Consider the following 15,296-nt stretch of genomic DNA (forward strand, 5'->3'; position numbering starts at 1 on the left):
CGTAAGACAACATCGTATTGATAAGACCGGGGAGATTCTTCTCCCCGGTTTTTTTATGCCTGCTATTCAGCAAACCGAAGAGATACAGGGTAAGAACAGGTAGGATACAGAAACAAAAAACCCCCGCTTTTCAGCGAGGGTTTAAATTTTGGTGGAGCTAAGCGGGATCGAACCGCTGACCTCTTGCATGCCATGCAAGCGCTCTCCCAGCTGAGCTATAGCCCCACGATGCTATTACGTACGTACCAAATTTATTGGGATTAAATTTGGTGGAGCTAAGCGGGATCGAACCGCTGACCTCTTGCATGCCATGCAAGCGCTCTCCCAGCTGAGCTATAGCCCCATTACGTAAAGCTTGTCGAGTTGACGGGCGGCATCATATGAATTCCCTTCGCGTGTGTCAACGGCAAAATTAACTCATAGAATTCAATCGCTGAAAAAGCAGTCAAATGAAGAACATTGCGTAACAACTCGCATTCAGTAGTTAAACGCGTCACGGTTTCTACTAAAATGGTGCTATAAAATGAGCCACTAATTAACCCCACGACTATTCAGGGAATCGTTATGTTCAAGGAACGGATGACGCCAGAAGAACTTGCTAATCTGACCGGATACAGCCGACAGACCATCAATAAATGGGTGCGCAAGGAGGGTTGGGCTACATCACCAAAACCAGGCGTACAGGGCGGTAAAGCGCGTCTGGTTCACGTCACCGAACAAGTTCGTGAATACATTCGCAGTGCTGAGCGTTCAGCCGAAGGTTTATCAGATAATTTATCGTTATCCGGCGATACCTCTATCGAAGCTCTACTGATTAGGCTCGCCAAAGAGATGACTCCGTCAGAACAAAAAATGTTTACGTCACTGATCCTGCGTGAAGGCATTACGGGTTTGTTACAACGCTTAGGGATCCGCGACAACAAATAATATGAAAAAATTACGCAGCAAAATGACGACCGAAGAACTGGCGGAATGTCTCGGGGTTGCCAAACAAACCGTCAATCGTTGGATCAGAGAACAAAACTGGACCACCGAAAAGTTTCCCGGCATTAAAGGGGGTCGTGCAAGACTGATCCATATCGACTCCAGCGTCCGTACGTTTCTGCTCAATATTCCGGCTTTTCGCAAAGCCCCTGAAATTTATCAGGCTGAGGAACCGCTGGCAGAATACACCCACGTGGTGCGTAGTCACGCCTGTCGCCAGATAATTAGCGCACTGGACAACATGTCCCCAACGGAACAAGAAAAGCTGGCAATGTATATTTCGCGCGAAGGTATTCGCACTTTCCTTACCCGTCTGGGTATTGATGAGTCTGAATAACAGGCAAAAAAAACGGCAGGATGCGCTCCTGCCGTTGTTTCATCGCTCAACCGGTCTTACTGCTGGCTTTCACGCTCAGCAATAAACGCCAGCGCTTTATTAATACGCTCAATGCTGCGGGATTTACCAATCGCATGCACCGTTACGTCTAACGCCGGAGACTGACCCGCGCCGGTTACGGCTACGCGCAGCGGCATCCCAACTTTACCCATACCCACTTCCAGCTCATCAGCGGTTGCCTGAATCGCGTGGTGCACGTTTTCTGCCGTCCACTCGCTGATAGCAGCCAGCTTATCGCGAACCACTTCCAGCGGCTGACGCGCTACCGGACGCAGGTGTTTCTTAGCTGCATCCGCGTCGAACTCAGCAAAGTCTTCGTAGAAGTAGCGGCAGCTCTGCGCCATCTCTTTCAGCGTTTTGCAGCGCTCACCCAGCAGTTTAACCAGCTCAGACAGCTGCGGGCCGACGCGAGTATCGATATTTTCCTGCTCAATGTGCCATTGCAGATGCGTTGCCACATATTCAGGTGCCAGCGAATTAATGTAGTGATGGTTCAGCCACTGCAGTTTTTCGGTGTTGAACGCACTGGCAGACTTGCTCACCGCACCAAGGGAGAACAGTTTGATCATCTCTTCACGGGTGAAGATTTCCTGATCGCCGCTGGACCAGCCCAGACGCACCAGATAGTTCAGCAGCGCTTCCGGCAGGTAACCGTCGTCGCGATACTGCATAACGCTGACCGCACCGTGACGTTTAGAGAGTTTTTTACCGTCGTCGCCGTTGATCATCGACACGTGTGCATAAACCGGCACCGGCGCATTCAGCGCTTTCAGGATGTTAATCTGACGCGGAGTGTTGTTGATATGGTCTTCACCACGAATAACGTGAGTGATTTCCATATCCCAGTCGTCGACCACAACACAGAAGTTGTAGGTCGGGGAACCGTCAGTACGGCGGATGATCAGATCGTCCAGCTCCTGGTTGCTGAATTCGATCGGCCCACGGATCTGGTCGTCAAAAATAACGGATCCATCCTGCGGGTTGGCAAAACGCACCACGCAGGGTTCATCAGCAGCATGATGTTCATGGCCGTGACGGCAGCGACCGTCGTAACGCGGCTTCTCACCGTTTGCCATCTGCTCTTCGCGCAGTGCGTCCAGACGCTCTTTGGAGCAGTAGCATTTATACGCGGTACCGGCTTCCAGCATCTCATCAATCACGGCATTGTAGCGATCAAAACGTTTGGTCTGGAAGTACGGGCCTTCATCCCATTCCAGATTCAGCCAGTTCATGCCATCCATAATGGCTTCAATAGCTTCCGGAGTGGAGCGTTCGAGATCGGTGTCTTCAATACGCAGCACAAACTCACCGTCATGGTTACGTGCAAAAAGCCAGGAATATAGAGCAGTACGCGCACCACCGACGTGCAGGTAACCTGTCGGGCTTGGCGCGAAGCGAGTTTTGATTTTCATGAAATGGCCTTACGTTTATAAAGATGCCGACAACCGGCAAATCCTGGAAAGATTATCAGGCTCGTATTCTATCACTGTGGTCTGATTCCTCAATGTTGTTCAGGTTGGAACATCACGCTTTGCCATTTTCGTATACAAATCATGCCGCATGGATTGATTTGCGATCGTTTTGTTTAAATTTACGACGAACGAACAAATTCTTTAGAAAATGCGTTGACTCATTTTCAACTCTCCCTATAATGCGACTCCACACAGCGGGGGTGATTAGCTCAGCTGGGAGAGCACCTCCCTTACAAGGAGGGGGTCGGCGGTTCGAACCCGTCATCACCCACCAACTACTTTATGTAGTCTCCGCCGTGTAGAGTAAGAAATTGAGAAGTGGGTGATTAGCTCAGCTGGGAGAGCACCTCCCTTACAAGGAGGGGGTCGGCGGTTCGATCCCGTCATCACCCACCACTTTCTCGCCAGCTGGATTTCTTACAATAAAATTGAAGTACCGAAGTGGGTGATTAGCTCAGCTGGGAGAGCACCTCCCTTACAAGGAGGGGGTCGGCGGTTCGATCCCGTCATCACCCACCACTTCGGGTCGTTAGCTCAGTTGGTAGAGCAGTTGACTTTTAATCAATTGGTCGCAGGTTCGAATCCTGCACGACCCACCAATGTAAAAAGGCGCCCTAAAGGCGCCTTTTTGCTATCTGCGATTTATAGATTCGAACCTGCATCGCCTGATGCGCTACGCTTATCAGGCCTACAGACAATACCCCACACGTAGATACTGTTATCGCCTGCAAGCCTTTTCAGGTTCCGCGGTTACGGATAGCAGGCACGACCAGTCACAGCGCCGTCAGGCGCTGTTTTTTCCTGATTCATCTTCCCTTCAGGCTGTTATCACCCCATGTCTCGACGCATCGAACGGCTCACCTGATTTCAGTACACCGTAAGGAACATGCGCCAGCTTGCGCATCATTGCGCCTATTATCACTTTCCCTTTTTTACCGTTTCCTGCCAGACGGTCGCGGAACGCCCGCCCCCATTCCGTTTTACTTATTGCCACCATCGCTGGCATGTACAGAGCCCTGCGCAGGGATACATGGCCGCTTTTACTCATCCGGCTCATTCCCCTCACGCTGCTGCCTGATTCATGCTGGCGCGGTGTCAGACCGGCAAAGGCGGCGAACTGTCTCGCCTGGCTGAACCTGTCCTTCAGTCCCACATAAGCCAGCAGCACCGCCGACGTCTTTTCCCCGATACCCGGGATACTTTCCAGCAGCTTCCTGCGGTGTTTCATGTCCGGGTCGTCATCCGTCAGGTCCTTTATCTGCTTTTCGATGCGTTTAATTTCGGCATGAAGCCACAGCAGATGAGCGTCGATACTCGGACGCTGTACCTCACGTGCTGTCTCCAGGCGATTCAGTTCCTGCGTACGCATATCCGTCAGTGACTGATGGCGCAGCACCAGTGCCCGTAACGCCCGTTCAACCGGATGCGGAGCTTCCCAGACTGCCGGGCGCTTCTGACGGCAAAACTCTGCCAGCATGCGGGCATCAACGGCATCGGTTTTGCTGCGCAGCCCCTCGCTCTGTGCGAAGGCTTTGCCGAGGGCAGGATTGATGATGGAGACGGTGAATCCGGCATCACTGAGATGGGCGGCCACGTCTTCCATATACGTACTGGTGGCCTCCATACAGATATGCGCCGGCGCCACGTTATGGCTGTTGAGCCAGTGGAGGAGTTCATTGTGGCCCTTCAGGGTGTTCGCAAATTTTTTACTGCGGTGACGGCCATCGGGACGCAGCACATCGACATCCAGCTTGGCTTTAGAGACGTCAATACCGATAAAATGAAGTTCCTGTTCCATAGTGAGACCAACCTTGTGAATGCGGATTACCGGGAAAACCGGTCCATGATACTGTCCGGTTTGTCACTTGTGGAGAACGGCAGTCCGCTGCATAAATCTACAATACAGGTTGTTAACCTAAGGCCGGATACGGCATGCGGACGGCATGGCAGGGAGAACTGGCCGGCCCTCTCTGCACAGAGAGGATAATACAAGGCCGGATAAGACGTTAGTCGCCATCCGGCACAGACAATACCGCACGCGTAGGCCGGATAAGACGTCAGCCGCCATCCGACACAGACAACACAACACACGTAGGCTGGATAAGACGTCAGCCGCCATCCGACACAGACAACACAACACGCGTAGGCCGGATAAGACGTTAGTCGCCATCCGGCACAGACAACACAACACACGTAGGCCGGATAAGACGTCAGTCGCCATCCGGCACAGACATCACATCGTCAATGCCGCTACCAGTTTCTCCAGCGCGGGTGTCGCCTGCAGTTGGTCATACACAATATACAAATCCGCCGGAATACGTTCCTCTAACGGTCGAAATACCACGCCAGGCCAATTCATCTGCGCATAGCTGTCAGCAATTAACGTAATACCAATCCCCATGCTGATCATCGCCAGCACCGTTTGCGGCTCCCTCACCTCACGAATAATCATCGGGGAAAATCCAGCACTCAGGCAAACTCGCTGCAAAAATGCCCAGTCAGTATGAATGGAAGGCATTGTGACAAAATATTCATTTCTCAACGCCTCCAGCGGTATGGACTCACAGGCAGTAAGAGGATGTTCTTCCGGCATGGCAACCAGAAAAGAGGACTCATGCAAACGCAAACTGGTAAACCCGGGAGAAAGCTCCGTAGCCATCCGCCAAATTCCCGCATCCAGTTCACGCCGTTCCAGCATCGTCATCTGCATCGCGGGCATGTTCTCGCGAAACAGCACCTCAACATTGGGATTATCCTTCATAAAACGCCGCATCACCGGACGCATTTTTCCCCACATCGCTGTACCGATAACGCCAAGCTCAATTCGCCCTGCCTCACCACGACCAATTTGCTCCACTCTCGCCAGCGCCTGATTAGCATTGGATAACAGTCGGCGCGACTCTTCCATCAATATCTTTCCCGCGTGAGTTAACGCTACGCTGCGGGAATGACGGATAAATAGCAAAGTGCCGAGCTGTTGCTCCAGCTCTTTAATATGGGTACTGAGCGGCGGTTGCGACATATTCAGGCGAGCAGCAGCACGTCCAAAATGCAGTTCTTCTGCGACAGCAAGAAAATAACGCAGTAACTTCAGATCGATGCGGTGCGTGCGTTCCATGGATAATGCGCTCCTGAAATAAGGATAATGCGCAAAGTTACCACATTGCCTCGCAGAAAATGAAACGGCGGGTATCAGAACCCGCCGCCAATGGAGTATTAATGTGCCGGTGATTTCTGTGCCAGTCGTTCAGGCTCATGCCTGTATTTAAAGAACAATGCAAAGATAACCGCCAGAGCCAGCGCATACGCGGCAAACACCAGCCAGATAGTTTGCCAATCCTTGACGCCATCGACAGAAAAATAGTCCACCGCCATACCACTCAGAATTGATCCCACCCACGCGCCAACGCCGTTTACCATCGTCATAAACAGCCCCTGCGCGCTGGCGCGAATGTTAGAGCTAACCTCCTGCTCGACAAATACCGATCCCGAGATATTGAAGAAATCAAACGCACAGCCGTAGACGATCATCGACATCAGCAGCAGCACAAAACCAAACGGCGACGGATCGCCAAAGGCAAAGAAGCCAAAGCGCAGCGTCCATGCCAGCATGCTCATCAGCATCACCGTTTTAATGCCAAAGCGTTTAAGGAAGTACGGAATAGTGAGAATAAAGCCCACCTCCGCCATCTGTGAAACGGAAAGCAATATGGAGGGGTACTTCACCACAAAGCTGTCGGCAAATTCCGGGTTACGGGCAAAATCATGCAGGAACGGATTGCCAAAGACGTTGGTGATTTGCAACACCGCCCCCAGCATCATCGCAAACAAAAAGAAGATTGCCATCTGCGGTTTTTTAAACAGAACAAAGGCGTCCAGACCGAGCCTGCTGGCAAGCGTGGTGTTTGCTTTCTTCTCAGCAACCGGGATTTTCGGCAACGTAAGTGCATACAGAGCCAGCAGCAGCGATGCGCCTGAAGCGATATACAACTGCGCGCTGCTCAGTTCCAGTCCCATCAAACTGACTGTCCACATCGCCACAATAAACCCAATGGTGCCAAATACACGAATTGGCGGGAACGCGGTGACCGGATCCTGACCTGATTGCGCCAGGCACGAGTATGAGACGCTATTCGATAACGCAATCGTCGGCATATACGCCATTGCGTTAACCAGCATCACCCAAAACATGGTCTGCGGATCGGTAACGGTTGTGGCATATAGCAACACGCCCGCACACACCAGATGACAAAGCATATAGGCGCGCTCGGCGCGTAGCCATTTATCGGCAATGATGCCCATAATGCTCGGCATGATAATCGCCGCCAGCCCTTTCGAACTGTAAATCATACCGACGTTCGCGCCGGTAAAATCCAGGGTATTAATCATGTAGGAACCCAGGGTTACCAACCAGCTTCCCCAGATGAAATATTGCAAAAACGACATGAGCTTTAAGCGAGATGCGATACCCATTTTTCCGTTCCTTGCCATAAAGTAAGACCCCGCAAGCGGGGTCATTTTTTAGTTATTCAGGCCAGTTTGCGCAAGAATCCGCAGATCAAATTGATGAAATTCTGCCGGGAGAGTTCCGCCGCTGCCAGCGTCTGCGCGTGAGATAATTTAACATCACCCAGACCTTCCGCCAGGTTGGTGATGGCCGCCACCGCAACCACTTTCAAACCGCAGTGGCGCGCAGAGATAACTTCAGGCACCACCGACATCCCCACCACGTCACCACCGATAATTTGCATCATGCGGATTTCTGCCGCGGTTTCAAAGTTCGGCCCCGGATAAGAGACAAAAACCCCTTCACTCAGCGGGAATCCTTCCTCAGCGGCAACAGTTTGCAGGATCGCACGGTAGTCAGCATCATAGGCATTCGCCAGTGAAAAGAATCGCTCGCCAAAACGCTCATCGTTTGGCCCTACCATCGGCGTACCCGGCATCGTATTGATGTGATCGCTAAGCGCAACGAGGCTACCCGGTCCGACTTCGGGACGCAAAGAGCCTGCAGCATTGGTGCAAAACAGCAGCTCACAGCCCAGCAGCTTCAGCGTACGAATGGCATCCGTCATCACCGTCATACCGCGACCTTCATAGAAATGTCCACGTCCTTTCATACAGGCCACCGGAATTCCCGCCAGATTTCCCAACACCAGTTCACCAGCATGACCGTGTACGGTACTCACCGGGAACCCTGGTAGTTTCTCGTAAGAGATGGCAACCGCATCCTCAATTTGATCCGCCAACGCCCCCAGGCCTGAGCCGAGGATAAAGGCTACGCGCGGCGTAAAATCCGGTTTGTAACCACGAATGATATCAGCGCTATACCAGGGATTTTGCGAGAAAAGAGAGTGGCTCATGAGATGTCCTTAATACTGAGTAATCGAAATAACGTAGCGTACCGCATTGTTATAGCGAGACTACGCAATCGATTACCAATACCGTTTATCCCGATAACCGATAGTAAATCGGTATAGATGGCATGTGCTAAATCGGCCTGAACTCACATTTTTTTTCTGCCAGAAATGGCAAGGAGTACCAACACATCAGGAATTCGTTAGACGAGTGGGCTGACAAAACCCGCCCTGAGAATGACTGACAAACATTTGTTGATTATTAATAAGCGAAAGCAGGTACAACAACGCACTTTCGCTAATCAATAATTAAAACGGGGGAAACAGCTGTTTACTTCTTATAGAGTTCGCTGGTCACTACAGCCTGAGAACCATTGCCTATAGAAGAGAAGTTCTTAATAACAAAGAAATCAGCACCTTCTTTATCTGCCATTTTCGAAATTTTGTGCATACATTGATTCACCGTATTTTCCGTTACGGTGATTGACTTGACATGTTTTAAACTATTGGCTTCTTGTTGCGAGATTTCTGTAGCAGCAAAGGCAGACAGACTGAGAAAACACAAAGAAGCGGCCAATGATGTGACTAATGTCTTTTTCATAACTATCCTCATAACTTACATATTAATATTTGAGCATCAAGATATACTCTTCACATAATATTGCAAACAAAAAACCTTCTATTTATAAAATAGACGAATCGACAAACATTGAAGAGTAATGAACATCATATGTATTATTCAATAGGTTTATTATAGCGGGTTAAATATTTGCATAATAAACGCAGAAAAATAACACTAAATATCCACGAGGCATTTAGTGTTATTTGCAATTAATTACCGGCCACTTCGTTAAGAAGGGTTGTCAGGATGCTAACTGGAGCAACAATATTATGTGCAACACCATAGTCAAACTCCAGAACAGTACTTGCATCCTGATAATCTATATGGGTATCACCATTGTCATCCTGCCAAATAACCACCCGTAGGGGTAACTCTATTGCCGCATGAGGATTTGCTTGCATGGCAGGAGTACCACCCTTTGGGTTACCAAACAGAAATAACATCGTCGGTCGCAGAGCAAGACCTACATCCGTTGCCGCTTGCTGTTGATCAACCTGCACAAAAATACGAATATTTTTAGCATTCAATACGCTGACGAGTCTGTTTACAGTATCATCAAAATTGAACTTACTAGGCAGCGTTTTTGTCCGCTCCGGCTTTCTCATCTGTCGTTCCTTTATTTATAGAATATTTATGAAAATACCCGCCAGCGAATGACGGGTATTGATAAATGCTAGCACAGTTATTTAGGCGTCACGTCAACAGAGCCCCAGCTAATACCATTTGGGTTGTTGTCTACCGGGAGCGTGTTCACTACCTTACGCTCATTAATGTCAATCATCGAGACAGAGTTTGCAAATGAGTTAGTTACGTAAGCATATTTGCCATTTTTATCGACAACCATGCCATGGGCCCCATTGCCAGTGGTGATAGTTTTCGCTACCGTAAGGCTTGCGATATCAATCATGTTTATTGTGTTACCCGGCTTGCTCTTCGAGCCCTGATTGGTTACCAGCATGCTTTTACCATCCGGAGTGCCAAACAGCTGGATTGGTACGGTACCGACATTAATTTTCTTCACAACTTTACGCGTTGCTGTATCAATCACCGCTACAGCGTCTTCACCAGACAGGGAAACAAACACCAGTTTTCCGTCCGGTGAGAAACCTACCTGGGCTGGCATTTTACCTAATGGGATCTGCGCGACTTCTTTATTACTGGCTGTATCAACAACGGATACCGAGCCCCCTTTCATATTCGCGATATAAACTTCTTTACCGTCAGGGCTCACTCTGAGGCCATGAGGGAACTTACCTACATTAATTGTCGTTAAATTTTTCAAATGTTCTGCATCAATCACGCTGATGGTGTTATCTGCACTATTTGAGATATACGCCATTTTCCCATCAGGGGTGACGACAACATGCGCAGGATGTGCGCCAACCGGAAGTTTTGCAATAACCGTATCATTTTCCGCATTAATAACCCAAACTTCTCCATGTTCCTTTTTACCAGCATGTGAATCTTTGCCCATATCCATTTTCTCAGAATGAGCATCTTTACTCATATCCATATGTTCAGAGCCTGATGAATGTGTCCCGTTAGCACCAAGGTTGGTTACCCAAACTGTTTTATTGTCTGGTGACACCTGAACGTTATGCGGCATTTTACCAACATGTACTTTATCTACAGTCTTTAAAGACGCAGCATCAAGTACATTAACTGAATCTGCACCTTCATTTGCTACATACACTCTGTCTGCTGCAAACGTATAACCAGACCATGCCAGCATACTAATTTGCATTGCAATTAAAATTTTATTTTTTCTTATCATCGCCGCCAATACCCCATTAGTTAAATATATTTACCGGATTAGTTTCAGCAACCAGCTATTGTAGGATTATTTAACATGTCACTAATATTACTCCATCGGGATCGTGTTAATTCTACCTATAACGAGTTACTGTATAAATTGCTTAGTCATTTCATTAATCAATCGCTATACATCATTGTATTAGATACTGCTATCCGTACTTGCGTATAAAGAGTATCAACCTTCCAGCAAGTGGAAGGTCAAGAAAAAAAGTAATAATTTAAAATAGCCTTACAAATCCGCAAGCTAAGCAATTGCCTAAGAATATCGCAGGAGAATTTATAAATATAAAGAGGTAGTCCGGTGCCGGGTAAAAATATAAAAGTTAACGATCAGTTCATCGATACTGAAAGCCAAACTTAACGACATGACAAACACCAGCCATATCGTTAAAGCTGGTACAAAGGATCCCGTGCCCGACCGGCGGTTAATTCACTGGCCTGCATCCGTACTACGTCCCACAGCGCCTGAGCCGCAGTCGATAAAGAACGATTTTTACGTCGTGCCAGCATCAATTGTCGTTCCACAACCGGCGTCAGGCGTTTAACCTGCAAATGGCTGCCCTGTGGCAGAGGAAGCGCCAGCGCAGGCAGCACGCTGATACCAATCCCCGCCTCAACCATCGGGAAAAGCGTGGCAGGGTGACCTATCTCCTGAACGATATTGGCCTCAATGGAAAAGTGAGCCAGTGCCGCATCGATCAACGGTCGACTGCCGGAAGCGTAATCCTGTAATACCAGGCGCTCATGATATAAATCCTGCCAATTTACCCATTCGCGTTGGGCTAGCAGATGATCCTCTCGACACAACAGCAGGAACGGTTCGGATAACACCGCTTCACACTGTAGATCGGTCACAGCACCTGGATCTATCACAATGCCAAAATCTACCTCGCCCTGACGAATACTCTCCAGCACCCACTGTTGCGGACGATCGTGCAGCACAAAATCGATTGCTGGATAAAGCTGATTACTCTGGGCAATACACTGTGGAATAAGGTGAGCAGATATTGTCTGGCTGGCGGCAACGCGCACCGTTCCGGTTAACTGCGTTCCCACCTGGCCTGCTTCACGCAGCGTGCTGTGCAGTTCATCCAGAATACGTTCCAGTCGCGCCGCCAACTGGTGCCCTGCTTCTGTCAGCACCACTTCCCGCGTTGTTCTATCTAACAACCGCACACCCGTCTGCCCTTCCAGCTCTTTAACGCTGTGGCTGACCGCAGACTGGCTTAAGCCAATGATATCCCCCGCCCGGCTAAAGCTTTTGGCCTGAGCGACGGTAACAAAAATACGGAGCTGACGCAGAGAGTAATTCATCTATTCGATTCATATATGGATGCAATAAATCAATTTTATTTCTCAAACAGAAAAACGCAAAATGTTCCTACCGAATTTCAGGAGCTTTTATGAAACTTTTTCGTATCCTTGATCCGTTCACGATAACGTTGATTACGGTCGTTTTACTGGCGTCCTTTTTCCCGGCCGAGGGTGGCTTTGTACCTTTCTTTGAAGGCTTAACCACCGCTGCCATTGCCCTACTGTTTTTTATGCACGGGGCGAAGCTTTCGCGTGAAGCCATTATTGCCGGCGGTAGTCACTGGCGTTTACATCTGTGGGTGATGTGCAGCACGTTTGTTGTTTTCCCGGTGCTGGGCGTTCTGTTCGCCTGGTGGGCACCGGTAAATGTTGACCCGATGCTGTACACCGGTTTCCTGTACCTGTGTATTTTGCCGGCCACGGTGCAGTCGGCAATCGCTTTTACGTCGCTGGCGGGGGGTAACGTTGCTGCCGCCGTGTGTTCCGCTTCGGCCTCCAGCCTGCTGGGTATTTTTCTCTCGCCGTTACTGGTTGGCCTGGTAATGAATATGCATGGCGCAGAAGGCAGTCTGGAGCAGGTGGGGAAAATCATGCTGCAGCTGCTGCTGCCGTTCGTACTGGGACATCTTTCACGTCCGTGGATTGGTAACTGGGTGTCCCGACATAAAAAATGGATCGCCAAAACGGACCAATCCTCCATCTTGCTGGTGGTGTACTCCGCCTTCAGTGAAGCCGTGGTTAACGGGATCTGGCACAAAGTGGGGATTGGTTCGCTGCTGTTTATCGTGGTGGTCAGCATCGTATTGCTGGCAATCGTGATTGGCATCAACGTCTTTGTTGCGCGGAAATGCGGCTTCAACAAAGCCGATGAGATCACCATTGTCTTTTGCGGATCGAAAAAGAGCCTGGCGAATGGGATCCCAATGGCAAATATTCTGTTCCCGACGTCAGTGATAGGAATGATGGTGCTGCCGTTGATGATCTTCCATCAAATTCAGCTGATGGTGTGTGCCGTGCTGGCACGTCGCTACAAGCAACAAACAGACGCATTGCAGGCGCAGCAGAAAAGCCGCGCCGCAAAGGCTTAGAGCGGGCGTTTCAGGGGCTGCACCAGTTGCGTCAGCCCTTCAGTTTTAATCAGCAGCGTGATTTGCATCAGCTCGCCCAGTTTACCCGGCGGGAATTCATCTTTACGGGCAAACCACAGCAGATACTCTTCCGGTACATCAATCAGCCGACGCCCTTTATATTTGCCAAAGGGCATCACGGTATTGGCGATTTCAACCAGCTGCTCTTTTTCCATCTCAGGCACCCAGTAAGCGGATCATTTCAGCTTCATCGATCACGGCAATACCCAGTTCCTGCGCTTTTGCCAGCTTCGAACCCGCCGCTTCACCGGCAATCACCAGGTCGGTTTTCTTCGATACGCTGCCGGCCACTTTTGCACCCAACTCAGTCAGTCGCGCTTTGGCGTCATCGCGTGACATCAGGCTCAGGCTCCCGGTCAGCACCACCGTTTTCCCCGCGAAGGGGCTGTCGATTTCTTCAGCGTTGATGACCACCGGCGCTGGCCAGTGAATCCCCTGCGCCAGCAGTTGGACGATCACCTCGCGGTTACTCTCTTCAGCAAAGAAATTAAACACGTGGGTCGCTACCACAATGCCGACATCCGGCACTTTTTGCAGCTCTTCAATGGAAGCCGCTTCCAGCGCCTCAAGGGTGCCAAAATGCGCCGCCAGACCAGCCGCCGTGGCTTCACCGACTTCGCGAATACCCAGCGCGTAGAGGAAACGGGCAAACGTCGTTTCTTTCGCTTTTTCCAGCGCATTTACCACGTTTTGTGCCGATTTCGGCCCCATACGATCAAGACCGGTCAGCTTACCTGCGGTCAGTGTGAAGAGATCCGCTGGTGTGTGGACATACTCCTTCTCGACCAATTGATCGATAATTTTGTCGCCCATGCCGTCAACGTCCAGCGCACGGCGGGAAACGAAGTGTTTCAGCGATTCCTTACGCTGCGCTCCGCAGATTAAACCACCGGTACAGCGAGTAACCGCTTCGCCTTCCACACGCTCAACGTCTGAGTTGCATACCGGACAGTGGGTGGGAAACTCAATTTCACGCGTATCGTCCGGGCGCTCGGAAAGCACGACATTCACTACCTGCGGGATGACATCGCCCGCACGGCGAATGACGACTTTATCGCCTATACGCAAACCAAGACGCTCAATTTCATCCGCATTGTGCAAGGTGGCGTTACTGACCAACACCCCGGCAACCTGAACTGGCTCAAGGCGGGCGACAGGCGTAATCGCCCCGGTGCGTCCAACCTGAAACTCAACATCACGTACGAAGGTCATCTGCTCTTGCGCCGGGAACTTAAAGGCCACAGCCCAGCGCGGCGCGCGGGCAACAAAACCCAGTTGTTCCTGCAACACCATAGAGTTGACTTTGATCACTACACCGTCGATATCGAATCCCAGCGTCGGTCGGTCTTCTTCAACCTTGTGATAGTAAGCAAGTACTTCCTCCGGAGAGTCGCAAAGCGTAACTCTGTCGCTCACCGGCAATCCCCACTCTTTAAATTGCAGCAGACGGCCCAGGTGGGTATCAGGCAGCACACCACCTTCCAGCACACCAACGCCATAGCAGAAGAAAGTAAGCGGTCGCTTCGCTGTGATACGCGGATCGAGCTGGCGCAATGACCCGGCCGCTGCGTTACGCGGGTTAGCAAACACTTTGTTGCCAGTGCGGCGGGCCTCTTCGTTAATTTTTTCAAATCCGGCCTGCGGCAGGAACACTTCACCGCGCACTTCCAGACGCGTCGGAATGTTATCGCCTCGCAGTTTTAACGGGATCGCACGGATGGTGCGCACGTTCGAGGTAATATCCTCACCCGTAGTACCATCACCACGCGTTGCGGCACTGACCAGCACACCGTTTTCATACAGGATACTGACCGCCAGCCCGTCCAGCTTCAGTTCGCAGCACCAGGTTAGTTTGTCCGTACTCTTCAGTCTGTCCTGCACGCGCTTGTTGAAGGCGAGAAAACTCTCTTCATCAAACACGTTATCCAGTGACAGCATTGGCACTTCATGGCGAATCTGGCTGAACGCTGCTAACGGGGCGGCGCCAACACGCTGGGTTGGCGAGTCGGGGGTGATAAGGTCTGGATGCTGCGCTTCCAGCTCGCGCAGTTCACGCATCAGGCGATCGTATTCCGCATCGGGAATTTCCGGCGCATCCATCACATGGTAGAGATACTCATGATGGCGAAGCGTGGTTCGCAGTTCTGTCAGTTGTTGTTCGATTGATTCCATATCGCACCATCAATG

14 protein-coding genes and 6 tRNA genes are annotated in these 15,296 nt (G+C 50.4%); 7 read left to right on the top strand and 13 right to left on the bottom strand.

Translation table 11 applies throughout. The annotated features are described in order from the left end of the window. Nucleotides 1-149: 149 nt before the first annotated feature. A tRNA-Ala gene (locus OGY08_RS06145) sits at nt 150-225 on the bottom strand. Nucleotides 226-267: 42 nt separating this feature from the next. Beyond that, a tRNA-Ala gene (locus OGY08_RS06150) sits at nt 268-343 on the bottom strand. Between the two features lie 221 nt (nt 344-564). Between OGY08_RS06150 and OGY08_RS06155 the strand changes: the two genes are divergently transcribed. Then, nucleotides 565-927 carry a YfeC-like transcriptional regulator gene (locus OGY08_RS06155; RefSeq protein ID WP_003028277.1) on the top strand — a complete coding sequence of 121 codons (363 nt, stop codon included), beginning with the start codon at nt 565-567 and terminating at the stop codon, nt 925-927. A gap of 1 nt (nt 928) precedes the next feature. Next, the gene (locus OGY08_RS06160; RefSeq protein ID WP_125363395.1) at nt 929-1,321 is read left to right on the top strand and encodes a MerR family transcriptional regulator; all 393 of its coding nucleotides are present in this window, start codon (nt 929-931) and stop codon (nt 1,319-1,321) included. 56 nt (nt 1,322-1,377) lie between these two features. Here OGY08_RS06160 and gltX read toward each other — a convergent pair whose 3' ends face one another. Next, nucleotides 1,378-2,793, bottom strand: a complete 1,416-nt coding sequence (gltX, locus tag OGY08_RS06165; protein ID WP_008785393.1) for a glutamate--tRNA ligase — start codon at nt 2,791-2,793, stop codon at nt 1,378-1,380. A gap of 258 nt (nt 2,794-3,051) precedes the next feature. Here gltX and OGY08_RS06170 point away from each other — a divergent pair. The 4 genes from OGY08_RS06170 (at nt 3,052) to OGY08_RS06185 (ending at nt 3,452) form a co-directional block, all read left to right on the top strand. Next, nucleotides 3,052-3,127, top strand: a tRNA-Val gene (locus OGY08_RS06170). 46 nt (nt 3,128-3,173) lie between these two features. Then, nucleotides 3,174-3,249: transfer RNA gene (locus OGY08_RS06175), tRNA-Val, on the top strand. A gap of 47 nt (nt 3,250-3,296) precedes the next feature. After that, nucleotides 3,297-3,372: transfer RNA gene (locus tag OGY08_RS06180), tRNA-Val, on the top strand. Nucleotides 3,373-3,376: 4 nt separating this feature from the next. Then, nucleotides 3,377-3,452 (top strand) — tRNA-Lys (locus OGY08_RS06185). Between the two features lie 218 nt (nt 3,453-3,670). Here the strand turns inward: OGY08_RS06185 and OGY08_RS06190 are convergent. The 8 genes from OGY08_RS06190 to OGY08_RS06225 form a co-directional block, all read right to left on the bottom strand. After that, a complete protein-coding gene (locus tag OGY08_RS06190) occupies nt 3,671-4,651 on the bottom strand; it encodes an IS110 family transposase (RefSeq protein ID WP_125363155.1) in 981 nt (326 codons plus the stop codon). A gap of 435 nt (nt 4,652-5,086) precedes the next feature. Then, a complete protein-coding gene (locus tag OGY08_RS06195) occupies nt 5,087-5,971 on the bottom strand; it encodes a LysR family transcriptional regulator (RefSeq protein WP_125363154.1) in 885 nt (294 codons plus the stop codon). A gap of 98 nt (nt 5,972-6,069) precedes the next feature. After that, a complete protein-coding gene (locus OGY08_RS06200; protein WP_286565843.1) occupies nt 6,070-7,326 on the bottom strand; it encodes a nucleoside permease in 1,257 nt (418 codons plus the stop codon). 56 nt (nt 7,327-7,382) lie between these two features. Continuing rightward, the gene (gene xapA, locus OGY08_RS06205; protein WP_008785395.1) at nt 7,383-8,216 is read right to left on the bottom strand and encodes a xanthosine phosphorylase; all 834 of its coding nucleotides are present in this window, start codon (nt 8,214-8,216) and stop codon (nt 7,383-7,385) included. Between the two features lie 325 nt (nt 8,217-8,541). Further along, a complete protein-coding gene (locus OGY08_RS06210; protein ID WP_008785396.1) occupies nt 8,542-8,811 on the bottom strand; it encodes a YdgH/BhsA/McbA-like domain containing protein in 270 nt (89 codons plus the stop codon). A 230-nt stretch (nt 8,812-9,041) separates the two neighbouring features. After that, nucleotides 9,042-9,437: a DUF302 domain-containing protein gene (locus OGY08_RS06215; protein WP_008785397.1), complete on the bottom strand. Its 396-nt coding sequence runs from the start codon at nt 9,435-9,437 to the stop codon at nt 9,042-9,044. 77 nt (nt 9,438-9,514) lie between these two features. Continuing rightward, nucleotides 9,515-10,606 (bottom strand): YVTN family beta-propeller repeat protein, encoded by a 1,092-nt coding sequence (locus OGY08_RS06220; protein ID WP_020996699.1) that lies wholly within the window; start codon nt 10,604-10,606, stop codon nt 9,515-9,517. Between the two features lie 428 nt (nt 10,607-11,034). Then, complete coding sequence (locus OGY08_RS06225) at nt 11,035-11,961, bottom strand: LysR family transcriptional regulator (RefSeq protein ID WP_125363152.1); 927 nt, start codon at nt 11,959-11,961, stop codon at nt 11,035-11,037. Between the two features lie 89 nt (nt 11,962-12,050). On the opposite strand from OGY08_RS06225, the gene OGY08_RS06230 reads away from it, so the two are divergent. Continuing rightward, complete coding sequence (locus tag OGY08_RS06230; protein ID WP_003038103.1) at nt 12,051-13,049, top strand: bile acid:sodium symporter family protein; 999 nt, start codon at nt 12,051-12,053, stop codon at nt 13,047-13,049. Here the strand turns inward: OGY08_RS06230 and OGY08_RS06235 are convergent. Then, the gene (locus OGY08_RS06235) at nt 13,046-13,264 is read right to left on the bottom strand and encodes a DUF3820 family protein (protein WP_003038102.1); all 219 of its coding nucleotides are present in this window, start codon (nt 13,262-13,264) and stop codon (nt 13,046-13,048) included. The genes OGY08_RS06230 and OGY08_RS06235 overlap by 4 nt on opposite strands. Nucleotide 13,265: 1 nt before the next feature. Then, nucleotides 13,266-15,281 carry an NAD-dependent DNA ligase LigA gene (gene ligA, locus OGY08_RS06240; protein ID WP_125363151.1) on the bottom strand — a complete coding sequence of 672 codons (2,016 nt, stop codon included), beginning with the start codon at nt 15,279-15,281 and terminating at the stop codon, nt 13,266-13,268. Between the last annotated feature and the right edge of the window lie 15 nt (nt 15,282-15,296).

Origin of the sequence: Citrobacter sp. Cpo069 (assembly GCF_030332785.1) — a bacterium.
In the GTDB taxonomy this organism is placed as follows: Bacteria; Pseudomonadota; Gammaproteobacteria; order Enterobacterales; family Enterobacteriaceae; genus Citrobacter; species Citrobacter portucalensis.

Coding starts and splice junctions, on each gene's coding strand:
- gltX (WP_008785393.1), bottom strand. CDS start 2,793: ATGAAAATCAAAACTCGCTTCGCGCCAAGCCCGACAGGTTACCTGCAC.
- OGY08_RS06225 (WP_125363152.1), bottom strand. CDS start 11,961: ATGAATTACTCTCTGCGTCAGCTCCGTATTTTTGTTACCGTCGCTCAG.
- OGY08_RS06160 (WP_125363395.1), top strand. CDS start 929: ATGAAAAAATTACGCAGCAAAATGACGACCGAAGAACTGGCGGAATGT.
- OGY08_RS06190 (WP_125363155.1), bottom strand. CDS start 4,651: ATGGAACAGGAACTTCATTTTATCGGTATTGACGTCTCTAAAGCCAAG.
- OGY08_RS06200 (WP_286565843.1), bottom strand. CDS start 7,326: ATGGGTATCGCATCTCGCTTAAAGCTCATGTCGTTTTTGCAATATTTC.
- OGY08_RS06230 (WP_003038103.1), top strand. CDS start 12,051: ATGAAACTTTTTCGTATCCTTGATCCGTTCACGATAACGTTGATTACG.
- OGY08_RS06210 (WP_008785396.1), bottom strand. CDS start 8,811: ATGAAAAAGACATTAGTCACATCATTGGCCGCTTCTTTGTGTTTTCTC.
- OGY08_RS06155 (WP_003028277.1), top strand. CDS start 565: ATGTTCAAGGAACGGATGACGCCAGAAGAACTTGCTAATCTGACCGGA.
- OGY08_RS06220 (WP_020996699.1), bottom strand. CDS start 10,606: ATGATAAGAAAAAATAAAATTTTAATTGCAATGCAAATTAGTATGCTG.
- ligA (WP_125363151.1), bottom strand. CDS start 15,281: ATGGAATCAATCGAACAACAACTGACAGAACTGCGAACCACGCTTCGC.
- xapA (WP_008785395.1), bottom strand. CDS start 8,216: ATGAGCCACTCTCTTTTCTCGCAAAATCCCTGGTATAGCGCTGATATC.
- OGY08_RS06215 (WP_008785397.1), bottom strand. CDS start 9,437: ATGAGAAAGCCGGAGCGGACAAAAACGCTGCCTAGTAAGTTCAATTTT.
- OGY08_RS06235 (WP_003038102.1), bottom strand. CDS start 13,264: ATGGAAAAAGAGCAGCTGGTTGAAATCGCCAATACCGTGATGCCCTTT.
- OGY08_RS06195 (WP_125363154.1), bottom strand. CDS start 5,971: ATGGAACGCACGCACCGCATCGATCTGAAGTTACTGCGTTATTTTCTT.